This window comes from Paraburkholderia sp. 40 (genome assembly GCF_050434105.1).
GTDB lineage: Bacteria > Pseudomonadota > Gammaproteobacteria > Burkholderiales > Burkholderiaceae > Paraburkholderia > Paraburkholderia tuberum.
Genome location: NZ_JBNPVY010000004.1, coordinates 873386 through 894870, shown reverse-complemented (window position 1 = coordinate 894870; position 21485 = coordinate 873386). Strand labels below are relative to the sequence as shown.

17 protein-coding genes, 2 pseudogenes and 1 other annotated feature are annotated in these 21485 nt (G+C 59.5%); of the genes and pseudogenes, 14 read left to right on the top strand and 5 right to left on the bottom strand.

Going from position 1 to position 21485, the window contains the following annotated elements:
* Window positions 1–3 precede the first annotated feature (3 nt).
* Both OKW28_RS25845 and moaD read left to right on the top strand, forming a co-directional pair.
* A pseudogene (locus OKW28_RS25845) lies at window positions 4–563 on the top strand (molybdenum cofactor biosynthesis protein MoaE).
* A 35-nt stretch (window positions 564–598) separates the two neighbouring features.
* Window positions 599–856, top strand: a complete 258-nt coding sequence (moaD, locus tag OKW28_RS25840; protein WP_429449981.1) for a molybdopterin converting factor subunit 1 — start codon at window positions 599–601, stop codon at window positions 854–856.
* 101 nt (window positions 857–957) lie between these two features.
* Here the strand turns inward: moaD and OKW28_RS25835 are convergent, their stop codons facing one another.
* On the bottom strand, window positions 958–2148 hold the full coding sequence (locus OKW28_RS25835) for a D-alanyl-D-alanine carboxypeptidase family protein (RefSeq protein WP_429449979.1): 1191 nt from the start codon (window positions 2146–2148) through the stop codon (window positions 958–960).
* 474 nt (window positions 2149–2622) lie between these two features.
* Between OKW28_RS25835 and OKW28_RS25830 the strand changes: the two genes are divergently transcribed.
* From OKW28_RS25830 to OKW28_RS25815, 4 genes are all read left to right on the top strand, one after another.
* Entirely contained in the window at window positions 2623–3843 is a 1221-nt protein-coding gene (locus tag OKW28_RS25830; protein ID WP_429449977.1) for a class I SAM-dependent methyltransferase, read from the top strand.
* A 157-nt stretch (window positions 3844–4000) separates the two neighbouring features.
* Entirely contained in the window at window positions 4001–4576 is a 576-nt protein-coding gene (locus OKW28_RS25825; RefSeq protein ID WP_429449975.1) for a TetR/AcrR family transcriptional regulator, read from the top strand.
* Window positions 4577–4868: 292 nt separating this feature from the next.
* Window positions 4869–5294, top strand: coding sequence for an organic hydroperoxide resistance protein (locus OKW28_RS25820; protein ID WP_429449973.1), 426 nt, complete (start codon window positions 4869–4871; stop codon window positions 5292–5294).
* Between the two features lie 50 nt (window positions 5295–5344).
* The gene (locus OKW28_RS25815) at window positions 5345–6373 is read left to right on the top strand and encodes an alpha/beta hydrolase (RefSeq protein WP_429449971.1); all 1029 of its coding nucleotides are present in this window, start codon (window positions 5345–5347) and stop codon (window positions 6371–6373) included.
* A 202-nt stretch (window positions 6374–6575) separates the two neighbouring features.
* On the opposite strand, the gene OKW28_RS25810 is transcribed toward OKW28_RS25815, so the two are convergent.
* Window positions 6576–7124, bottom strand: coding sequence for a transglycosylase SLT domain-containing protein (locus OKW28_RS25810; RefSeq protein WP_429449969.1), 549 nt, complete (start codon window positions 7122–7124; stop codon window positions 6576–6578).
* Window positions 7125–7413: 289 nt separating this feature from the next.
* Window positions 7414–8049: a GNAT family N-acetyltransferase gene (locus OKW28_RS25805; protein ID WP_429449967.1), complete on the bottom strand. Its 636-nt coding sequence runs from the start codon at window positions 8047–8049 to the stop codon at window positions 7414–7416.
* A 294-nt stretch (window positions 8050–8343) separates the two neighbouring features.
* On the opposite strand from OKW28_RS25805, the pseudogene OKW28_RS25800 reads away from it, so the two are divergent.
* Together OKW28_RS25800 and OKW28_RS25795 are read left to right on the top strand one after the other, a co-directional pair.
* Window positions 8344–9519, top strand: a pseudogene (locus OKW28_RS25800) (IS3 family transposase).
* A 932-nt stretch (window positions 9520–10451) separates the two neighbouring features.
* On the top strand, window positions 10452–11918 hold the full coding sequence (locus tag OKW28_RS25795; RefSeq protein ID WP_429449964.1) for a hypothetical protein: 1467 nt from the start codon (window positions 10452–10454) through the stop codon (window positions 11916–11918).
* A gap of 104 nt (window positions 11919–12022) precedes the next feature.
* Here OKW28_RS25795 and OKW28_RS25790 read toward each other — a convergent pair whose 3' ends face one another.
* Window positions 12023–13402, bottom strand: a complete 1380-nt coding sequence (locus OKW28_RS25790; protein WP_429443705.1) for an IS4 family transposase — start codon at window positions 13400–13402, stop codon at window positions 12023–12025.
* A gap of 150 nt (window positions 13403–13552) precedes the next feature.
* Here OKW28_RS25790 and OKW28_RS25785 point away from each other — a divergent pair.
* From OKW28_RS25785 to OKW28_RS25760, 6 genes are all read left to right on the top strand, one after another.
* Window positions 13553–14790, top strand: a protein-coding gene (locus tag OKW28_RS25785) for an IS3 family transposase (protein WP_429449962.1) whose coding sequence is annotated in 2 segments (ribosomal slippage) — window positions 13553–13856 and window positions 13856–14790 — 1239 coding nt in all. Because the reading frame shifts where the segments join, the coding sequence is not laid out codon by codon here.
* Window positions 13843–13959: a sequence feature (AL1L pseudoknot), on the top strand. (Overlaps the previous gene by 117 nt.)
* A 139-nt stretch (window positions 14791–14929) precedes the next feature.
* A complete protein-coding gene (locus tag OKW28_RS25780) occupies window positions 14930–16309 on the top strand; it encodes an IS4 family transposase (protein ID WP_429443705.1) in 1380 nt (459 codons plus the stop codon).
* A gap of 710 nt (window positions 16310–17019) precedes the next feature.
* Entirely contained in the window at window positions 17020–17454 is a 435-nt protein-coding gene (locus OKW28_RS25775) for a phosphate-starvation-inducible protein PsiE (protein WP_429449960.1), read from the top strand.
* A gap of 760 nt (window positions 17455–18214) precedes the next feature.
* Window positions 18215–18943, top strand: a complete 729-nt coding sequence (locus tag OKW28_RS25770; protein ID WP_429449958.1) for a PAS domain-containing protein — start codon at window positions 18215–18217, stop codon at window positions 18941–18943.
* Window positions 18944–19530: 587 nt separating this feature from the next.
* Window positions 19531–19764, top strand: coding sequence for a hypothetical protein (locus tag OKW28_RS25765; protein ID WP_429449956.1), 234 nt, complete (start codon window positions 19531–19533; stop codon window positions 19762–19764).
* A gap of 202 nt (window positions 19765–19966) precedes the next feature.
* Window positions 19967–20173 carry a DUF6494 family protein gene (locus OKW28_RS25760; protein ID WP_116120373.1) on the top strand — a complete coding sequence of 69 codons (207 nt, stop codon included), beginning with the start codon at window positions 19967–19969 and terminating at the stop codon, window positions 20171–20173.
* 361 nt (window positions 20174–20534) lie between these two features.
* On the opposite strand, the gene OKW28_RS25755 is transcribed toward OKW28_RS25760, so the two are convergent.
* A complete protein-coding gene (locus OKW28_RS25755) occupies window positions 20535–21260 on the bottom strand; it encodes a response regulator (protein WP_429449953.1) in 726 nt (241 codons plus the stop codon).
* Window positions 21261–21485: the final 225 nt, after the last annotated feature.

The window sequence follows — 21485 nt, the reverse complement described above, 5'->3', positions numbered from 1 at the left end:
TTCATGACGCATCCCACGCGCGCCCCGGCTGCCCTGCACGATGTCGCGGCGCCCCGCGAACATGGCGAAGACGTGACGCCGCGCGCGGGCATCGCCGCGGGGTGCGGAGTGCGGGTAGAGCACCAGCCGATCGACGTTCAGGCCAACTTCGCGCCGATATGCGCAACGCGAACGTGGGCGCGGTGGTCAGCTTCATCGGGCTCGTGCGCAACAGCGGCGAGTTCGACGACGTCGTCGCACTCGAGCTTGAACGCTATCCCGGCATGACGGAACAGCCGCTATGGAGCATTGTCGAAGAGGCCGTTGCACGCTGGAAGGTGGATGCGGTGAAGGTCGTTCACCGGATCGGCCGCGTCGCGCTCGGTCATGCCGTCGTGGTCGTGGTTGTGGTCGTGGCCGCGCCGAATCGCGCGGCCGCGTTGAAGGCGCGCGAGTTCGTGATGGACTTTCTGAATGTACATACGCCGTTCTGGAAGAAAGAGGTTCGCCGCGACGGCTCTGCCGAGTGGGTCGAAGCCAGAACGCGCGACGAGCAGGCCATGATGCGGAGGGGGCTGACTTAGCGTTGCCCCACCGCCCACGCAACAGGAATGCAACGATGAAACTCACCATCAAGTATTTCGCGAGCATTCGCGAACGAATTGGCATCCAGCACGAAATCGTCGATATCGATGCGCCGCATCTGACGGTGGACGCACTCCGGGCGAGACTCGCCTCGCGCAACGCACGGATAGCCGACGCCCTGAGCGAGGGCCGCCCGGTGCGTACCGCGGTCAACCACGAGTTGGTCGCTGGCACGTTCGTCGTGCGTCAGGACAGCGAAGTCGCGTTTTTCCCGCCTGTCACCGGCGGCTGACGAGGACGGACAACGCAGGCCGCGCGCCGGCGGGCGTCCGCGCACGGACGCCGTCGCTTGGCATGCTGGCGCAGGACGCCGCGAGCCGGGCCCCGATCCCGTCAGCCGGGCCGATTGAGGTGCAGCAGCATGAAGTCCCACGCTCGCGCAAGGAGTCCGGCCTGTGGAACTGCGTCGAGCGCGACAAGCGGCGCCTGTGCGAGAACCCGGCCGTCCGTTGAGACGAGTTCGACGTTCCCCACCTTCTGGTCCACGGCGAGCGGCGCGACGAGCGGTGACACGATTGAGACCTTCGGCTTGACGCCGCGATCCTGACCGGCGGGCACAGTCAGCATCAGGTCCTTCACCACGCCCACCCTGACGCTCAACGACGTGCCCTCGTAGAGGCGGGACGTCTCGACCGCCTGACCGGCCTTGTAGAACGCGACTTCCTCGAACGCATCGTAGGCGAAGTCGAGCATTTTCAGGCTGTCGCGCACACGGTCGGATGCTGTCGGGTCGCCCATCACGACACTGATGACACGCCGCGTCATACCGGGGGCGCCAGGTACGGGCCGCAGGGCGCTGGCGATCAGGCAATACCCGGCGGCATCGGTATGTCCGGTCTTGAGACCGTCGACAGTCGGATCGAGCCAGAGCAAGCGATTACGGTTTAGCTGTCGGATGTTGTCGTAGCTGAACGTCCTGACCGAAAAAATTGGATAGTTCTGCGGAAAATCGTGAATCAGGCGCATCGCGAGAATCGCCAGATCGCCTGCCGTCGTGTAGTGATTCGGTTCAGGCATGCCGTTGACATCCGCAAAGTGCGTGTGGCTCATCCCTAGCGCCTGGGCCTGGGCATTCATCATGTCGACGAAATGCGATTGCGTGCCGCCCACGATTTCCGCCAGTGCAATCGCGGCATCGTTGCCGGACTCTACAATCAACCCGTAGAGCAGATCGTGAACGGACACCGGCCTGCTCGCCTCGATGAACATCCTCGATTCGTCCTTGCCGACGGAACGAACGGCATCGCTGGGCAACACCGTTTCGTCCATGCGGATTTTATTGTCCTGCAGCGCCTGAAAGACCAGATACGCCGTCATGATTTTCGTGAGCGACGCAGGCTCCATGCGCGCCTCGGCGTCCTGCGAGGCGAGGATCTGATTGCTCGACGAGTCCATTAAGACCCAGGCGCGCGCCTTGACCGCGGGCGGTGCGGTCTGGGCCGGTGCGCTATTCGAAAACAGCGCGATCGAGCAAAGCGACGCGAGGAGGACATATCTCTCACGGAGGGACTTGCACAGACTCATACGCTCCTTGTGACGTTCAGTGTTGCTGGAATATGCTAAGGCAGTAGCAACGCGCGCACGCAACCGCGCGGTGCGCATCCCTCTTCATCCGGCCGATTGCGGGACAAGTACGGTAAAGGGCAGCCCGTGCGCCCCGGAAGTCCCTTTTCCAGAATACTGTTTTGCGCGCTGGGCACCGCCATGACGCACAGACGCCGCCTCTCGACAATTCACCATCTTCGAAAATCTGCTTTGCGCAACCGGTATAGCGGTCCCCAAACCACGCGTCCTAGACTACACGGGCCGGCTTCTGCTCCCTCGATCTCCGCCGATCGGACGGGCAGCGGATCGGGGCGCCGAGTGTCCAGACTGCTCGCGTCGCATGGGCAGGCGGCGCCCGGCTCGCATGCGGCACCCGCGGACTCGCCTCTTCACGCCCGGTGTCCGATCGGCAGCCAGGCAGAAATCGCTACAACGGAAAAAGGAGAATTTTTGATGCTTTGGGGAAAAAAACTGGCCCACTGGTCGGAGGAAATACGGTCGACGTCAAACCTTCCAGCGCGCCTTGTGCTGTGGAATGGTGAGCACTTCGATTTTGGGACGTTCGCCGAGCCTCATGTCACGCTGAACGTCAGGAGCGCATCCGCGTTGCCGTTGCTCCTCGATCCGAGTCTCGACAATCTCGGCGAGGCCTACGTGAACGGCAAGATCGATATCGAAGGCAAACTCACGGACATCATCGACATCGGCTATGCGCTCGCCCGTAGCACTGTGACGAACACCCTCTCTGCTGTGCGCGCCATGCGCGCCATGAGTCACACGAGGCGGTCCGACAAGCGGGCAATCCAATATCACTACGATGTCTCGAACGAGTTCTACCAACTGTGGCTCGACGAAAACATGGTCTACTCGTGCGCGTACTTCGAGAACGGCGACGAAGACCTCGCCGCCGCCCAACTCAAGAAGATCGACCACATCCTCACCAAGATCCAGTTGCAACCCGGACAGCGCCTGCTCGACATCGGCTGCGGCTGGGGCGCGCTCGTGCTGCGCGCGGCCCAGAAGTTCGGCGCGCGCTGTGTAGGTATCACGCTTTCGCAGAGCCAGTTCGATCTCGCCGCTGCGCGCGTGAAAGCAGCCGGACTCGAGGATCGCATCGAGATCCGCCTGCAGGACTATCGCGACGTCGAAGGCCAGTTCGACCGCATCACGAGTGTCGGCATGTTCGAGCACGTCGGCTGCAGGAATCTGCCTGACTATTTCTCTCGGATCCGCGCGTTGCTCACCGACGACGGCATCGCGATGAACCATGGGATAACCTCCACCGGCGCGGACAGTCGCGAGACCAGCCTCGGCGGTAGCGGGTTCATCGACCGATACATGTTTCCGGACGGCGAACTACCGAACATCAGTGTCGCGCTCGAGGCGCTGCAGAGCGGCGGACTGGAGGCGGTCGACATCGAGAACCTGAGGCGACACTATGCCCGCACGCTCAACACCTGGAGCGGGAACTTCGAGGCGCAAGCCGAGCAGGCCAGAAAGCTCGTCGATGAAGTGAAGTTCCGCATCTGGCGCGTCTATCTGGCGGGTTGCGCCTACGCGTTTGAGCACGACGACGTCTCGATCTACCAGATCGTCTGCCGCAAGGCCGGGCGCAGCGCGGCGACGCTGCCGTGGTCGCGCCGATACATGTACGAGCAGACGCTGCCGCGCTAGCGCATTGGCCCGGATTGATACACGCGGCGGCGCGGTGTCAGCATGCAAGAGATCGCAAGGCGCGGGCACGTGGCCTTTCCGACCCATCGAGCTCTGAAAACAACACAGTCGGAAATCCCACTTGACTAACTACCTATCAGTAGATAAAGTTAAGCCTATGGACACGACATCAACAGTACGCGAGCAGATTCTCGACCACGCGATCACACTGATTATGCTCCGCGGTTACAACGGCTTTAGCTACCGCGACCTGTCGGAACTGGTCGGTGTGAAGACGTCGAGTATCCACTACTACTTCCCGTCGAAGGACGATTTGGTACTTGAAGCGGTCAATGAGTACAGCAGCGAAGTACTCAATACCGTCAAGGCAATCGACGCTGCGTTGCCGGCCGATGCGAAGCTCAGCAAGTACACGAAGTTGTTTGGCAGGACCCTGGGGGACGGCAATCAGATTTGTCTGTGCGGCATGCTCGCGGCCGACATCGAATCGCTGCCGGACAACATCCGGCATGCGATACAGGCTTTTTTCAAGGCCAACGAAAGCTGGCTGGCGAAAGTGCTCGCGCAAGGTGCGCAGGAGCGTACGCTGACGGTCAACGGCAAACCGGAAAGTGCCGCGCGCGCCCTCTTCGCGGCTTATCAGGGCAGTGTACTGGCAAGCCGGTTGTTTAAGACGAGGGCCCGGCTCGAAGATATCGAGGCTACCTTGAAAGTAAGTGCGGTAAAGCGGTAGTGCAGTAAAGCTGTATGGTGAGGTGGTGATTCACCTCTTTAATTGGCCGTCTATCTATCTTTGCATAGATAGACTAGGTTAGACGGAAAGCGAGGACATCATATCTCTCCTCGCCTATTTATCTATCTAGTGGTAGATGCATGTCGGCGAATCAACGACCATGAACATGAAACTCATTGGCGTTTTTGTACCATCCGGCGTGATCGCCGCCCGCGCATTGACCGATGGCGGCCGCGCGTAACGCCCACAGTCAACTATTTCCTCTACCACATCTTTGTATTGGGACTTGACCATGTCACTCGAAAAGGTTCTCTATCGCGCTCACGCCCACGCCACAGGCGGTCGCGACGGCCGTGCCGTCGTCCCTGAAGGCAAGCTCGACTTCAGGCTCACCACCCCGAGGGAACTGGGCGGGGCAGGCGGTGAAGGCGCCAATCCCGAACAGCTGTTCGCCGCCGGCTACAGCGCGTGCTTTCTCGGCGCGATGAAGTTCGTCGCTGCCCGCGACAAGATCGCCATCCCGGCAGATGTCTCGATTGACGGCAGCGTCGGCATCGGCGCCCTCCCGAACGGCTTCGGCATCGAGGTCGAACTGAAGATCGCGCTGCCCGGCATGGAGCGCGCAGCGGCGCAGGTCCTGGTCGAGAATGCTCATATCGTCTGCCCGTACTCCAACGCTACGCGCGGCAACATCGACGTCACGCTCACCCTCGTTTGATCCAATTCGTTACGACCATCCTCTAACCCGATCTTAAGAAAGCATCCGCCATGAAATCATTCAAGCCCCTGCTGGTTGCCGTCACCCTTGCTGCCAGCACTACGTGTGCAGTCGCGGCGAACTCCGCTGCGCCCGCTACGCCCGACCACGTAACAAGCCAGTTCCTTCAGGCGCTGAACAGCGGCACGGGACCCGCCCTCAACACACTGCCGCCAGCGAAGGCGCGTCAGGTGCTGGTCGACGCGCAGAACGGCGTGAAGGTCGATCTGTCCGGAATCGACGTATCCAGCAAGACCATCGAGCAGGACGGCATCACCGTGCCGTTGACCGTCGTCCGTCCTAAAGGGGCGACGGGCACCCTGCCGGTGTTCATGTTCTTCCACGGCGGCGGCTGGATTCTCGGCGATTTCCAGACGCACGAGCGTCTGGTGCGCGACCTCGTTGTGCAATCCGGCGCAGTGGCGGTGTTTGTGAACTACACGCCGTCGCCGGAGGCGCATTACCCGGTCGCGATCAATCAGGCCTATGCCGCCACGAAGTGGGTTGCCGCCCATGGCGGAGAAATCGGCGTGGATGGTAGCCGCCTCGCGGTGGTCGGCAACAGCGTGGGCGGCAACATGGCCGCGGTCGTCAGCCTGATGGCGAAGAACAAGCAGGGCCCGGCGATCCGCTTCCAGGGCTTGATGTGGCCGGTGACGGATAACAATTTCAATGATGGATCCTACAACGCCTATGCGGAGGGCCACTTCCTGACGCGCCCCATGATGAAATGGTTCTGGGATGCCTACACGACGGATCAGGCCCAGCGTAACGAGATCTACGCGTCGCCGTTGCGTGCCTCGGTGGATCAGTTGAAGGGCCTGCCGCCTGCGCTGATTCAGGTTGCGCAGTTCGACGTGCTGAGCGACGAGGGTGAAGCCTACGGCCGCAAGCTCGACGCAGCGGGTAACGAAGCCGCGACGACCCGTTATGACGGCACCATCCACGACTTCGGTTTGCTGAACGCGCTCGCCGAAGATGCGGAGACAAAAGCCGCGATTCGCCAGCTCGCGAACGAGTTGAAGACGCGATTGCAGTAATTGCACATAACCCCGATCGCGGTGCGGTAGCGAAGTGCCACCGCGCAGCGGTTGGCACGACAACCCACCGGCTACGGCCCACGGTCTGCGAACAACGAAGCCGCGTTACGCATGTGTCAGATCATTCTGACGCCTAGGGAGACAATCCGGCGCCCCGCCTGGAAATCGTGTAAATGCAGGTCGAGCAGCGCGGGAAAGGGGCTCACCCCCTGCGCAGACCGATCGCGAACTGCCGCATACTGAGCGCGACGCGACGCGCGTAGCCCTTGCTGCCACCGCTGTAGCGCATTAATGCCAGATTCAGATCGCCTTGCGTCGCGTCGAGATAACCACGAAGGATCGAAGAGCCGACGCGCACGTTCTCGGCGGGGTCGGACAAGTCCTTGTTCAGCGCGACCACCTGCGGATGGGCGGTCGGCAGAACCTGCATGAGGCCTTTCGCACCAGCCGCGCTGATCGCGTGACGGTCGAATCCCGATTCTGTCGCAATGATGGCGAGCAGGAGAACGGGCGCAATCGCATAACGGCTAGCTGCGCTCAGAACGGCTTGAGCAATCTGATCCGAGTCGTTACGCGTAACGTGGAACCGGCTGCGCAGCATCGATGCAATGTCGGCCCATGAAGGAGTCGGATCTGAGCCGGCCGTGCCACTGACGGCAGCCAATGGACCGGAAGCCGGCGATGCGTCGGCCGCGTGTGCGGAATTGCCCGGCGAAAGCGCGACCGCAATGCACGCTATCACTGTAGTCACTGTCAACCTTAACGTTGTCGTTTCGCTCCGGCGCATCTCGCTTCATCGTCGTTCAACTGGTTCAAAGTCTATGTCGGTCGCCGTATCGAAAGAAACAAGAGGCGAGCATGCAACGTAAACGCTGTATCAATCCGACGCACCATGACCGCGCCTTTACACAACTTTGATGTTTCGTGTTGCAGCCGTCTGGAAAGGCGCACTTCTGGCCAACGCCGCTAGTGGGCGCCACCTCTCATGCATCGCCGTTGTGATCAACTGCTCAGCGATCGGGTCAGGTTCTTCCGCAGGGTCATGCTACACAGGCTACGGCATAGCGCGGCAGTTCGAGCCGGCGCGACCAGGTCGCAAGGGTGCGTGCGGCAATCGCGGGCTTGCGTAGGATTGCGCTGTCGTAGCGTTTGCCGTCGAACCTCATGAAGTCCGCGATACGGAAGCCGTGGCTGCGGTAAAACGCAAGCAGATGCGTAGCGGGCTGTGGCGTGTCTAGCGCCAGTTCCGCATAACCCCGCGTCGCCGCCCAATGATCTGCAAAGGCCAGCAGCAGCGTCCCGATACCCCGCGTCTGCCACGCCGGATCGACGCCGAACTGTCGCATGCTGGCGATGTCTGCGTTCCGATACAGTTCGCACGGCGAATAGCGATCCGGCGCATGGAGCGTCACAGTGCCGATCAGACGTCCGTCACACACCACGACATAGCAATCGCCGCGTGTCGCGCGTGCCTTGGTGACCGAAACCGGTTGGTCTGTACAGGTGCAATTGAGCCCCATTGCACCGAGTCGGGCGAAAGCACGATGCAACATTGCGGTTAACTCATCAAATGAATCACGCTCTGGATCGAAGCGACGCAGAACGATGCGTCCCATGCCGCGACCAACATAAGTGACATCCACCGATTTCTTCGCTGCTGCGCCGTGCTTCACCATGACCCCCTCCGACTCTCATCAAGCTAGCCCCAAGTGTAGGTATTGCTGCGTATGCCTCGCAAGAAAAAATGCTGTAAAAAGCGCCGCTTACAGCGGTCAAATCCGTCTTTCGCTCGCCCATGATCCGCTGGCCATCCGGCCAGAACTGCCCTACATTTGCTTGTGATTGCGTGCAGGCCGGTTGGGTGGATGTTTGCCGGCGTCGTCGGTCTGCGTTCGGCAGCGTCGATCTGGGTGAGGTAGGCTGAAAAAATGGACGCCAACATTCCGTAAAATTAAGGAATGGAGGCATAGATGAAACGAATCCCCAAAGCCGTGTACACGAAGGAATTTCGTGAAGAAGCAGTAAAGCTAGCAATGACTGACGGCGTCAGCGTGTCCGAAGCGGCGCGTCGATTGTCGATTTCGATGAAGACGTTGGCGAACTGGGTTCGTGCCGCAAAGGACGGCAAGCTGGAGAACGTCGGGCAAACTCAGAAACCACAGACAGAGATCGAGGCGGAGCTGGGCCGGGTCAGGCGAGAGTTGGCAGAAGTGAAGATGGAGCGCGATCTGTTAAAAAAGTTTGCAACGTACTTCGCGAAGGAGTCGCGATGAAGTACGGCGTAATTGAGCAGATGCGACAGCAGTACCCCGTGCCGCCGATGTGTCGATTCCTTGGCGTGTCCACCAGTGGCTACTACGCCTGGCGCAAACGGCCGCTGTCGTTGCACGATCAGCAAGAGCCTCGGCTCGAAGCGCAGGTGCGTGCGGCTCACGAGCGTACTCGAGAAACCTTTGGCCCGGAACGGCTACAGAAGGACCTGGCGAACCACGGCGTCCAGATTGGCGTTCACCGCATCAAGCGATTGCGGGCAAAGCTTGGTCTGCGTTGCAAACAAAAGCGCAAGTTCAAAGCGACGACCAATTCGATGCACGACCTACCAGTCGCACCCAATATTCTGGACCAGGACTTCAGTGCAAGCGCTCCGAATCAAGCCTGGTGCGGTGACATTACCTACATCGCGACCGATGAGGGATGGCTGTATCTGGCCGGCCTCAAGGATCTGTATAGCGGAGAGATCGTCGGCTATGCTATGAGCGAGCGCATGACAAAACAGCTGGTAATGCAGGCGCTGTTTCGTGCTGTCGCGTCGCACCGACCACCGGCCGGTCTGATACAGCACACGGATCGCGGCAGCCCAGTACTGCGCCCACGCCTATCAGAAGCTCCTCAAACAGTTCGGCATGCAGGCATCAATGAGTAGACGTGGAAATTGTTTTGATAGCGCACCCATTGAATCGTTCTGGGGCTCATTGAAAGATGAACTCGTCTATCATCGCAAGTTTTCGACCCGCGACCAGGCCCGCAAAGAAATCACGGAATACATCGAAATTTTTTACAACCGGCAGCGAACACAGGAACGCCTGGACTATCTGTCGCCGGCCGCTTTCACGCAGCGATTCCATTTGAGTAAAATCGCTGCTTAACCCGTTGGCGTCCACGGATTCCGACCGACCTCATCGAACACGACCGTGGGAGGGCGTTGTATCGACGCAAGCGAAACGATGCGCGTGTCGAACCCGATTCGCTGCGGCAACGGGATAAAGAGCACCGCGATGGCGACGAGCACCGCCAATATTGCGGTGACGAACCGCGTACGGATTTTCATAGCGCCTTGTACTCTCCGCTGTCACATGCGAAGCTATTTTACGGCGGAGTGGAAAGGACGGCGATCGGCGGCACCCGACGGCGGATTCAACCGGTCGAAGCTCCGTCACCTCAACGGCAGCTTACTCTGGAACAGCGATCATCCGACATCCCGCGCTGAGCGACATGAACGGCCATCGCGGTCATTGGTTGCACGGCCGTAACAACCCATGTTGAGCGTCCGCTCTGGCGGTGCGACGAAAATGAATCGCGGGACAAGCAAGTCCGGATTTCACCGCGCGCGCAAATGCGCTATTGGACGACATCCGCCTTCCGAGGGCGGCGTGGCGCGATCAAACGACGGCGATGCCGTTACGCCTGCAACTTGACGCAACTTTGCTGCTGCGGCAACGACGAAGGGCGACTCCTTCAGCCTGCCTTAAGGTAGTGCGCGAATACAGCCGGATGTTGCGGCTAGTACGCGCAATGGATCCGACAGGCATGACTGCCGCTGCATTCTTTAGCTGCGCCCGGAATATCTCTTCCTCCAACCCGTTTACTCGACACTTCTCTCGCGGCATCCGATTTGCCGATTTCACCCAGTCACATCGCCTCGCGGGTTGCCCACCGCGAGGCAGCGTCATGGTCGAGACAGGCGACCCGCTGCCCGGCCATGGACAACCCGCGACTCAACTTTCAAAGGAGGTTAAGCCACACATCAATACCTAACTGCAGATCCGTCCGTCGAAGCGGGTCAACCTCAGGAGCAATCATGAAATCGCTATTCAAGCCCCGCAGCTTCAGACCACTGGCTTCTCGAGCTGCCAGTCTGTCCGCTGCCGCCTTCATCAGCGCGTTGGCCGCAGGCCAGGCATGCGCGGAACAGCCGCCACCACCTTGCCATCCGAATCCGAACGGTGCCGCTGACGGCGCGCTGGTGCGTCAGCGCGGCGACATCGCGCACCTGCCGGATCCGCTGCAGGATCTCCTCCAAAGGATAGCCGAGCGGCCCCATACCTATTTGCCGATTCAGGCCTATGCCGAGGCCGACAAACCGAGCCAGTTGTTCCAGTATTACCTGCTGTCCACAGTAGGATTCGAACCCAATCCGTTCACGGCACGATTCCCCGGCATCAACGACAAGGCGATGCTGACGGCAAGTGGCGCCGACTGCGGCTTGCCAACCATCGGTGCCGTGCGCGTTGTGGTCGAACCGAAGCCTGGGCTGCCCACTGATCCGAACAACGTTCGCGCCTTTATCGATGTATTTACCGACCTCTCATATCTGTTTGTGATTAACAACGAAAGCGGTTGGTACGAGGGCTGGATGATCCACGATTTGCACGTGCCGGATATCGCACCACCCCGACCCGACGGGCACGCCGAGTTCGGCACCATGACAACCGCGGACGCGGCCGCCTTGCATGCGATGGGCACACACAACAACGTGCCAGGCCGGCTATTCACAATGGATGGCAGGGCACCGCATTTCCCCGACGCTTCTGATCACTTCCCCGACCGCCAGACCAATATCGTGCCGATCCAGCTAAGCATGGGGGCGATTAACTGCATGCAGCAGTCTGATTGTCACGGCTACTGGGAATTCAATTACACGACCAACTGGATCCATCCACTCTACGAGTTGCCTTTTACCGGCGGTATCCCCGGTACCTTTGAGGCGGGCAAACTTGGCGCGCTCTCGTCACTGATTCCGGGCTCTGGACCGGCAGGCGTGAAGAACAGTCCGATCGACTATGGTGACGATCCGAACAATGCGGCTCCGCTGGGTGGTGCGGGTCCGCGCGACCCCGACCGATTCGACGCGGACGTCGATAACCAGCGGGAATACCGTCAGCGCTTCATCCCGAGCGGGCTGGCCCACGAAATTTACCTGGACACCTATGTGCGAGTGGCATCGTTCGAGCCGGGCACGCCATTCCCGCAGCGCTTGTACGACGCCTATGTGGCCGAAGTCAGACGGGTCGATACCAATGGCGACGGCGTCATATCGGCACGCGAGGGAGACGTGGATACTGCCAGCGATGGGTTCCCGGACAATTCCCGCCTGTTCTTACCGGCGACTTCGTTCCGTCGCTTTGCCGTGACGCGCGAAATCAATGACGGTTTGCTGGCACCGCGGTTCGCACCCAGCCAGCGGGCCTGGGTACTGACTGGTGACGCCATGACCGTCAACCCGCCTCGGCCGGCGTCTGCGGGTCGCGATAGCGACGACCGTTGACGCAACTCGTCGACCTGGCGGGCTGTCTGCTGAGTTGCAAGAGGCGTTCAAACTGAACCGGCCCGGGATTTCCCTCAGGATTACCCACAAGTAATGTGATGGTGCTATTCGTTTTGCCTGAATATTCGGTACATCATCGTGATTTCGTGCAGGACAAGAAATCCACGCCAGATGACGGTAGGACCAGGTGGACGATCATGCTTTCGAGCGAGATATCCGCCGAGTCTGGCGATCCACAAGATGACCTGCGCGAGTGACGGCGGTTTATCAGGTATTTCGGTACTGCCATGCGTACGACAGTAGAGGGCTCGCCACTCGATTGGCTGCAGCAATACTTCGCATGGCAGGTTGCCATCAAGCCTGGCAAGCAACATGGAGTACAGGATCCTCCAGCTTACGACGGCGAACAATGCGGTGGCGCGGACGAATCGATCGAGATTGCCAAATTGGCGGGCTTCAATGCGACAGCCACTTTTAAGCACACGATGCCACGATTCAATCGTCCATCGGCGCGCATACCATGCAAGACGCTCGAGGGCCTCTGCGTGTGTTTGCGTAGGCACCGAAGTCAGTAGAAGCCATTCCAATGGCTCTGCTCCTTCGTCCAAGTTCGTTTCCTGTGCATGAATTGCAAACACTTCAATTTCGGGAAGCTTCTCGCGACGACGATTTTGCGGCGGACGAAGGCGTACGGGCATGCAGCGCACAACCAGCCGTGCGGTGCGTGCCTGGCGGTTTTCGCGTGCAGGCACCTGCAGTTGCGCCTCTCCAAGCACTGGCGAGGCCAGCACGGTTTCCCACAAATATCGATCGGGGTGAGCAACGCGTCGGTTCCACGACGCGCGCACCAACCAGTCGACACCGGCAGGCCGCTGCGCCAGGAACACGTCATAGACATCGCCTTCACGGTCGCTCACGCCGATGACATGCGTGCACGGACAGTGCGTCTTGAGTACGCCCAGTTGCTCGATGCCTTCGAGCCATTTCGCGCTCTCTTTCTGTTGTACGGTTCGTTGCCCACGCAGATGTTTCTTGCCCAACTCCTCGTGCCTGCGTATCCAGGTCTTCATCCCGATCACCCCGAGTGGCAGCCCCTCTGGCGTGAGCGCAAGCAGACTGTGTATCAGGAAACCACGCACATGTGGATCGGAGCCATATCCCAGACCTTCGGTTGCCCGCAGATGAGACAAATTGAACTCGGTGGTGTCCTGAACAGCAAGGACGACTGGCACCTGTTGCATACGACACAGCGTTTGACCGATGTGCCCACCCAGCACGCCATCGACATCCACGTGCGGGTTGTCGAAAAAACGATATGCCGCCTTCAGCTCCGAACCATTGAACGACTGCGGAAAAGAGCAATGTGGGCCCAACGAAAGCTTGCGTGCCAGCGTCACGAGCCGTCTGGTCAGGCGAGCGTCGCCGAGCTCGGCGGCGCCAAACTCTTCATTTGCCCAATCATCAAGGTCAGATGTGTCCGACAATGCCCGACATCACAGATCACGAACCGGATCAAAGTTAACATCGGTCGTCACCGTTTACAAGCCATCGCCCTTCAATCGCACAGTCGCGAGCGACTTATGGGTAATCCTGAGGGGATTTCCGGAGGCCCCACTTCTTGAGAAAATGGAGCTATGGAAAACATCAAGAAGAAGTCCCCAAGGTACTCGCCGGAAGTTCGTGAGCGGGCTGTGCGAATGGTGCTGGAACACCAGGGCGACCGCGAATCGCAATGGAAAGTGATCGCGTCGATCGCAGCGAAATTTGGCTGCTCGGGTGAAACGCTGCGTAGCTGGGTGCGCAAGGAAGAGCGGGATCGGGGTTTGCGCCCGGGCACAAGCACGCAGGAGCAGGATCGGCTCAAGGAACTGGAGCGGGAGAACCGTGAGCTGCGCCAGGTTAATGAAATCCTGCGCAAGGCGTCAGCATATTTCGCACAGGCGGAGCTCGACCGCCGACCGAAGTGATGATCACGTTCATCGATGATCACCGGCACGTCTACGGGGTCGAGCCGATCTGCAGGGTGCTGCCAATTGCCCCGTCGACGTACTACACGCATGTGGCCCGCCGCGTCAATCCAGGCCTGGTGCCGCCGCGGGCCCAGCGCGACAGGATGCTCAAGGATGAGATCCGGCGCGTGTGGGAAGAAAATTTCCAGGTGTATGGCGCAGACAAGGTCTGGACGCAATTGAAGCGGGAAGGCATTGTCGCGGCGCGCTGCACGGTCGAGCGGCTGATGAAGCAGATGGGCCTGCGCGGTGTGGTACGGGGCAAGACGGTACGCACGACAGTGAGCGATGGTTCGACGCCGTGCCCGAAGGATCTCGTGAACCGGCAATTCACGGCCGAACGGCCCAATGCGCTGTGGGTGTCAGATTTTACCTATGTATCGAGCTGGCAGGGCTTCGTCTATGTCGCGTTCATCATTGACGTGTTCGCCCGACGCATTGTCGGCTGGCGTGTGTCGAGCTCGGCGCGCACGGACTTCGTTCTGGACGCACTGGAGCAGGCCTTGTACGAGCGACAGCCGGCGCAGCAGGACGGGTTGATACATCACAGCGACCGCGGCGTGCAATACGTATCGATCCGCTATACGGATCGGCTGGTCGAGGCTGGCATTGAGCCGTCAGTGGGCAGCGTGGGCGACTCCTACGATAACGCACTGGCGGAAACGATCAACGGCTTGTACAAGGCAGAGGTGATCCATCGCCTCGGACCATGGCGCAATCCGCAGGCCGTTGAAATTGCGACGCTCGAATGGGTCGACTGGTTCAACAATCGTCGGCTCTTCGGCCCCATCGGCAACATTCCACCTGCTGAGGCAGAAGCCGCTTATTATTCAAAACTCGCTGGGTCCGCCATCGCGGCGTGACTCAAGCAAAACAGCCTCCGGGAAACCCCTCAGGATTACCCATAAGTCGCTCGCGACTGTGCGATTGAAGGGCGATGGCTTGTAAACGGTGACGACCGATGTTAACTTTGATCCGGTTCGTGATCTGTGATGTCGGGCATTGTCGGACACATCTGACCTTGATGATTGGGCAAATGAAGAGTTTGGCGCCGCCGAGCTCGGCGACGCTCGCCTGACCAGACGGCTCGTGACGCTGGCACGCAAGCTTTCGTTGGGCCCACATTGCTCTTTTCCGCAGTCGTTCAATGGTTCGGAGCTGAAGGCGGCATATCGTTTTTTCGACAACCCGCACGTGGATGTCGATGGCGTGCTGGGTGGGCACATCGGTCAAACGCTGTGTCGTATGCAACAGGTGCCAGTCGTCCTTGCTGTTCAGGACACCACCGAGTTCAATTTGTCTCATCTGCGGGCAACCGAAGGTCTGGGATATGGCTCCGATCCACATGTGCGTGGTTTCCTGATACACAGTCTGCTTGCGCTCACGCCAGAGGGGCTGCCACTCGGGGTGATCGGGATGAAGACCTGGATACGCAGGCACGAGGAGTTGGGCAAGAAACATCTGCGTGGGCAACGAACCGTACAACAGAAAGAGAGCGCGAAATGGCTCGAAGGCATCGAGCAACTGGGCGTACTCAAGACGCACTGTCCGTGCACGCATGTCATCGGCGTGAGCGACCGTGAAGGCGATGTCTATGACGTGTTCCTGGCGCAGCGGCCTGCCGGTGTCGACTGGTTGGTGCGCGCGTCGTGGAACCGACGCGTTGCTCACCCCGATCGATATTTGTGGGAAACCGTGCTGGCCTCGCCAGTGCTTGGAGAGGCGCAACTGCAGGTGCCTGCACGCGAAAACCGCCAGGCACGCACCGCACGGCTGGTTGTGCGCTGCATGCCCGTACGCCTTCGTCCGCCGCAAAATCGTCGTCGCGAGAAGCTTCCCGAAATTGAAGTGTTTGCAATTCATGCACAGGAAACGAACTTGGACGAAGGAGCAGAGCCATTGGAATGGCTTCTACTGACTTCGGTGCCTACGCAAACACACGCAGAGGCCCTCGAGCGTCTTGCATGGTATGCGCGCCGATGGACGATTGAATCGTGGCATCGTGTGCTTAAAAGTGGCTGTCGCATTGAAGCCCGCCAATTTGGCAATCTCGATCGATTCGTCCGCGCCACCGCATTGTTCGCCGTCGTAAGCTGGAGGATCCTGTACTCCATGTTGCTTGCCAGGCTTGATGGCAACCTGCCATGCGAAGTATTGCTGCAGCCAATCGAGTGGCGAGCCCTCTACTGTCGTACGCATGGCAGTACCGAAATACCTGATAAACCGCCGTCACTCGCGCAGGTCATCTTGTGGATCGCCAGACTCGGCGGATATCTCGCTCGAAAGCATGATCGTCCACCTGGTCCTACCGTCATCTGGCGTGGATTTCTTGTCCTGCACGAAATCACGATGATGTACCGAATATTCAGGCAAAACGAATAGCACCATCACATTACTTGTGGGTAATCCTGAGGGGAAACCCGGGGCGGTTCAAAGCGTGGGCGAAGGTCCGTTGGTGGCCGACCTCGGTCCCACAGACACCTCCAGTAAACGGGCTAAACGCCGCCTATCGCGACGGACCGTCCTTGACCCTGAGCGGATACGTTGCTTGGAATTGGTCAGGTCACCGCGATTTCAGCGCATAGCCGGCGTGCTCGTCAAACTCAGTCCCCGATCTTGGAGCAGCCATCTCGCGGATAGTTATCCGATGCCGCGTCGCGCGACATACCTGTTTGCGTAATCCGCGATTGCATCGGCGGCGCGTCGCGGCGCGAGTCGCCTGAAATCGCTGCGGGACGGACGCATGCAAGGGCGTTGGCCTACTCAGGTTCTGCCCCATTTACTATGCCAAACCTGTGGCGACTCTGTGACGCAGCTGTGCGCCACGCCAATATGCTACGTTACATAGCCTCGCCTCGGGTGTCGTTTCCCAAAGAGCGGGAGACAGCTGCAAATGGGCGCTGCCCGTTTGATCCGCGTGAAGCCCGCAATCTGTGCTGCGTCCATCGGCACTGGTCACTATCCCTCTTTCTCAACGGCACGCCCTGCGCGGTCACACTGCGTCCGCTGCAGGCGTGGCAAGCACTCGGTGCACTGGTGCCGACGAGCCGCTACGTTGCAATACCATTCCAACCCCACGAGGAGCAATGTGCATGAAGTATGAAGGCGCTCTGCACCACAGCATCAAGAGGCGGCTCGAGCAAGTGATAGAGATGGCCGAACTGGTCGGCTTGCTGGTCATCGGCATCGGGACCGCCCTGGCGATGGGGCACCTAATCTGGAACATGGCGGACTCCGGCGACGTTACACTGACCGATCTGCTGCTCATGTTTCTATACCTCGAAGTGTTCGCCATGGTCGGGCAATACCTGAAGGCTGGGCAATTGCCGGTGCGTTTTCCGCTCTACATAGCGATGGTCTCGATCGCGCGCGACGTTATCCTGCGCGCTGGCGCGAATACGGAGCTGCATCTTGTCGCCTCGGCCGGCGCCATCTTGCTGATAGCTCTAGGTGTGCTCTTGATTCGTTATGGACAGTCCAAGTATCCAAGCGATACCAACGAACGGCCTGACGAGGAGGCGCGTTAAGCGGGCACTGGAGATGTCGGTAGTCGCGGGACAACTCCGCGTCGTTTTCACAGAGGTATGCATGTCCGCGCCCGCGGGTGCGTCGCGGTGTGAAGGGTGCCGGAGAGAGGGCCACTTTGCGCTTACTCTGCGCGAGGGACTGACGCGGGAGTGGCGTCGCGGTTATATGGATCGAGCGGGCGAAGTACGCCCGATACTTGAGCGCGAAGAAAGCCAGTCCGTCGTTGGTGCGACTGGCATTTCATTTTGGACGCGCAGTTTTCGAAGAACGCTTATGAATTTCGACTTTGGGATGGATACGCGATCGGCTGAAGTCGCAGACCCACTTCTGCCGTTGGACGCCTCATCATGTAGACGGCAGCTTTCGCGGCGCAACGGTCATCCGTGCCTCCGCGGCTGCCGATACGCTCTCGGTCATTGCGTACGGTCGCGCAGCGTTGGCCAAGGTCGACCGTTCGGCGGAAGGTAGCGGCGGAAGGTAGCTCCAGACAGGCGCTTTTGATCGTGACCCTCTCCGTTCACTTCATGAGCGTATCTTTTTCGCTGAGCCGCGTCGGTGGCGCGCCTGGCCCCAACCCTGGCCGAGATCCTATTGCGCCGCAGTGGTCGACGTGTATCCTGACCAGATGCATGCTGCTGTAAGCGTTGCTGGAGTTGCCGTCTCGTAGATTGCTTTTCGAGCGCACCTGCCCAGTTAAGGCGGAGAACGAAGCATCAAGCAAGGAGGGCCGCCGAATGATAGGAGGTGGACCGCAGCACCATGAACAAGCCACTCTCTTGGCGAGCCTGGAACGAATCGAAGCGGAGTGCGGCAAAGTCCGGCGAGAGCGCGGAAGCTCGCAAGACCGCCACGGAGGCAATTTGCGCCCGCGACGAGGCAGTGCGGGCCTTGCAGGATAGCGAGCAACAGTATCGCGATCTGACCGAGGCATTGCCCCAACTCCTCTGGCCCACGCGGCCCGACGGCTGGCATGTGTACTTCGATCAAAAATGGTGCGCTTACACGGGTCTGACCTTGGAGGAGAGCTACGGCCACGGCTGGAACCATGCCTTCCATCCCGACGACCGCCAGCGCGCCTGGGAGCGCTGGAAGCAGGCAACCGAGACAGGCGAGGCGTACGAGATCGAATACCGCCTCCGGCGTGCGGACGGCAGTTACCACTGGGTTCTTGGCCGCGCGCTGCCTCTGCGCGATGCCTCCGGCCAGGTCGTCAAGTGGTTTGGGACCTGTACCGATATCGACGACCAGAAACGGGCCGAGGAAGCGCTACGCGATGCCAACCAGCGACTGGCCGAGTTGGACCGAAGGACTGATATGACTTTCCGTGAGCCAGTGGCTGGCCCGCCGCGAGGAACCAAACGCGGGTTAGCATCACTGCCAGATCCGCTCGTTGAATGTGCTTACAGCCTCCACTTCGTCGTCCGCGACACCTTCATTGCCGGGATTGCCGTTGCCAACCGCATCACTGGTGGTGGTCAATATTCCTGAGGGACTGAGCGCGACGATGTTCGCGACGATAGTGGCTTACCATGGAAATCGCCGCAATTACTAGCACCAATGAGCCGATCAAAGTTCCCATCAACGATTCACTCATTGCACCCCCTTCGTTACCTCCCATCTGTGGTGTCGACCGGCTGAGTTCCTTGCAGGTGTAACTGTCGATCATCGCGTTGAACGATTCGATCGAACGAGTCCCGAGGGTACGTTCCGGGCGCGTCGACCCTGGATCATGATGACGTGTTGCGTGCCAAGGCGTTGCATGCGTAACCCGTGACTTCTTGACGTTGCCAAATGAGAGCTGATGTGGCGCATGACGTTCACTTCGGGCCAAAGGCTCCGGCATGCCGCGACGCGGAACCACCCACCCGTAGGGAAGGGTCAGCGGGGCACGTGGTAATCGGCTGGCCATCAGAACCCCTTTCACAAACGGGGCTAAAAATGACTCCCCGCCAAACCAATTTGCCTTTATGTATTATTTATGCGTCCTGCGAGGAAAGGTAACGTTTTTCCCTTGACGAAGATGGGACGTTAAACTGCCATCGCCGATTCCGCGAACATCAATGAGAGGAGTTGCCATGGTTCTATATCACCACGGCGCAGCAATTCAGCCCTGCGTCACGAAGCATGGCAAAGCCTTTGTAGCGCGTGCATCGATCTTAGCGGAAGACGGTGAAGCTACTTCACTCGGGAATCTCGGAGAGTTCGCGAGTCAAGAATGCGCTTTCGCGTTTGCCGTGCGCAGTGCCACTGCATTCGTGGATGGCGAATCCCTGCCGCGCTCACCTTTTGAACTAGCTCAGGCCGCGTAGCAGCCGCGTAACGTGGCGGCAAGATCACGTCCCTCGCCGATGGCGCAGTGAATGCGGAAGTCGAACTCACCACCCTCGGCGGCGCCAAGATCGTCGCCATTGTCATCGGGGGCAGTTGCTCTCAATAGCATGTCGATGCCCGCCGGCTGGGCTTAACTTCACTGCCGGGAATCTCTCCTTCATCGGAAAATGGGAGCTGTCAATGAATGAAGAAGTCTTCAACCTCAGCATACGCAAGTTCTTAAAAATGGTTGGCGTCAATTCGCAGCGCGAGATCGAGCACGCGGTCGCCAAGGCCCTTGCTGACGGCACCATCGCAGGTACGGAATCGTTTCCCGCAAAAGTAACGCTGGAAGTTGCAGGGCTCAAGCTGAAAGTGGAGTTTGATGGCGAAATCACGCTCCAGTAAGTGCGAGATGACGTTTTCTGCACGGCAGCCGCGACGACTATCGGCACCGGTTCGCGACGGTTTTTCGACCAAGGTGCCTTCGGCGACGTCAACCGCGACGGATCGCTGTCGCCAATGGCAGGCACCGGGCCATCTACTGCCCCTTCGACCATGCTCTCGTTCGGGCATTCGAACGTCGGCTTTACCCGGCGACACACTACCTTCATTGCATCTTGCGCAGGTGTTCACGTGCCGTCAACACCCATTGCGTGGAGTTGTCGGTGTGGATGGAATAGATCGGAATACAGAGGAATGTGGCGGAACAAGAAATATATTTTGGCTTTACCCCAGTTCCATTCAATGCACGTGGACTTTCACGCAATCACTGCTCACGCACACGAACGTCAACCGCACAGGTCATCATGTGCTCATCGCTTCCCATTGGGGGAGAACCGGAACGCGTTCGATGCTGCTGGCCAGCAAACGAGATTCTCGCATACCTTGCCTCGCGTTCGCTACGACCTTTCCATTCACGACCATTCGACTTGCACAGGCATTCACGACCATGCGACGGCTCCTCGAACATCGGTGTGACCTGCACTATACCCAGTGATGCGTCGCGGGTGCGCATTCCACTTGTCGCGCGCTGCCAGGCTATTTCCACGTCGCCAACGGTATCGGCGAAGAAGATCAGCAACGCCAGTATCAACATTGCGATCATCGGCCATCCGTTACGGAAACGACGGACATTCATTGCGAGCTCCCTCTTCAAGGCTACCGCGTCCACCGGTTTGTCGAGGAGCGCGACAGCCGCGCTCACGAAGATTGTCGGCGGCGCCGCGCCCAGCACGACAAGACGGTCGAGCAACTCCAGGCCTGACATCCCGGGTATGCGGATGTCGGAAATCAGAACTCCATTCTCGGTGCGCAGATGAGAGGTGCGGGCGGCCAGGTAGTCGGCCGCCAGTGAAAAAACCTGCGTCGAATAGCCAATCGACTGCACAAGACTTTCGATTGCGAGGCGCGACGATTCATCGTCGTCGATGATCCAGACCGTCCCAATGACGGGAGTCGGCAGCTGTTGGCTCGATGGACTTCTTGAGGGCATGAGTTGTCTGCCTTAGCTTACCCTGTCCAAACTAGACCATCGAGCATCGACCTGTCCATTATACCGGCGTATGTTCTGCTATCCCTTCCGGAATGAATAGCCCGAAGCTCGGCACGGCATTGCGGCGTGGCGTGCGCGCTATCCTTAAAACGCCGCCTATGTCCGTTCGAGGTTGTAGCCGCCCCATGCCGGGGCCGCAGCGTTGTCCTCAATCCCAAGACCCCA

Excerpts from the sequence above, each read along its gene's own strand:
- OKW28_RS25760 (WP_116120373.1), top strand. The coding sequence starts at position 19,967 with ATGAATGAAGAAGTCTTCAACCTCAGCATACGCAAGTTCTTAAAAATG.
- OKW28_RS25835 (WP_429449979.1), bottom strand. The coding sequence starts at position 2,148 with ATGAGTCTGTGCAAGTCCCTCCGTGAGAGATATGTCCTCCTCGCGTCG.
- moaD (WP_429449981.1), top strand. The coding sequence starts at position 599 with ATGAAACTCACCATCAAGTATTTCGCGAGCATTCGCGAACGAATTGGC.
- OKW28_RS25830 (WP_429449977.1), top strand. The coding sequence starts at position 2,623 with ATGCTTTGGGGAAAAAAACTGGCCCACTGGTCGGAGGAAATACGGTCG.
- OKW28_RS25825 (WP_429449975.1), top strand. The coding sequence starts at position 4,001 with ATGGACACGACATCAACAGTACGCGAGCAGATTCTCGACCACGCGATC.
- OKW28_RS25765 (WP_429449956.1), top strand. The coding sequence starts at position 19,531 with ATGGTTCTATATCACCACGGCGCAGCAATTCAGCCCTGCGTCACGAAG.
- OKW28_RS25820 (WP_429449973.1), top strand. The coding sequence starts at position 4,869 with ATGTCACTCGAAAAGGTTCTCTATCGCGCTCACGCCCACGCCACAGGC.
- OKW28_RS25805 (WP_429449967.1), bottom strand. The coding sequence starts at position 8,049 with ATGGTGAAGCACGGCGCAGCAGCGAAGAAATCGGTGGATGTCACTTAT.
- OKW28_RS25770 (WP_429449958.1), top strand. The coding sequence starts at position 18,215 with ATGAACAAGCCACTCTCTTGGCGAGCCTGGAACGAATCGAAGCGGAGT.
- OKW28_RS25775 (WP_429449960.1), top strand. The coding sequence starts at position 17,020 with ATGAAGTATGAAGGCGCTCTGCACCACAGCATCAAGAGGCGGCTCGAG.
- OKW28_RS25795 (WP_429449964.1), top strand. The coding sequence starts at position 10,452 with ATGAAATCGCTATTCAAGCCCCGCAGCTTCAGACCACTGGCTTCTCGA.
- OKW28_RS25755 (WP_429449953.1), bottom strand. The coding sequence starts at position 21,260 with ATGCCCTCAAGAAGTCCATCGAGCCAACAGCTGCCGACTCCCGTCATT.
- OKW28_RS25815 (WP_429449971.1), top strand. The coding sequence starts at position 5,345 with ATGAAATCATTCAAGCCCCTGCTGGTTGCCGTCACCCTTGCTGCCAGC.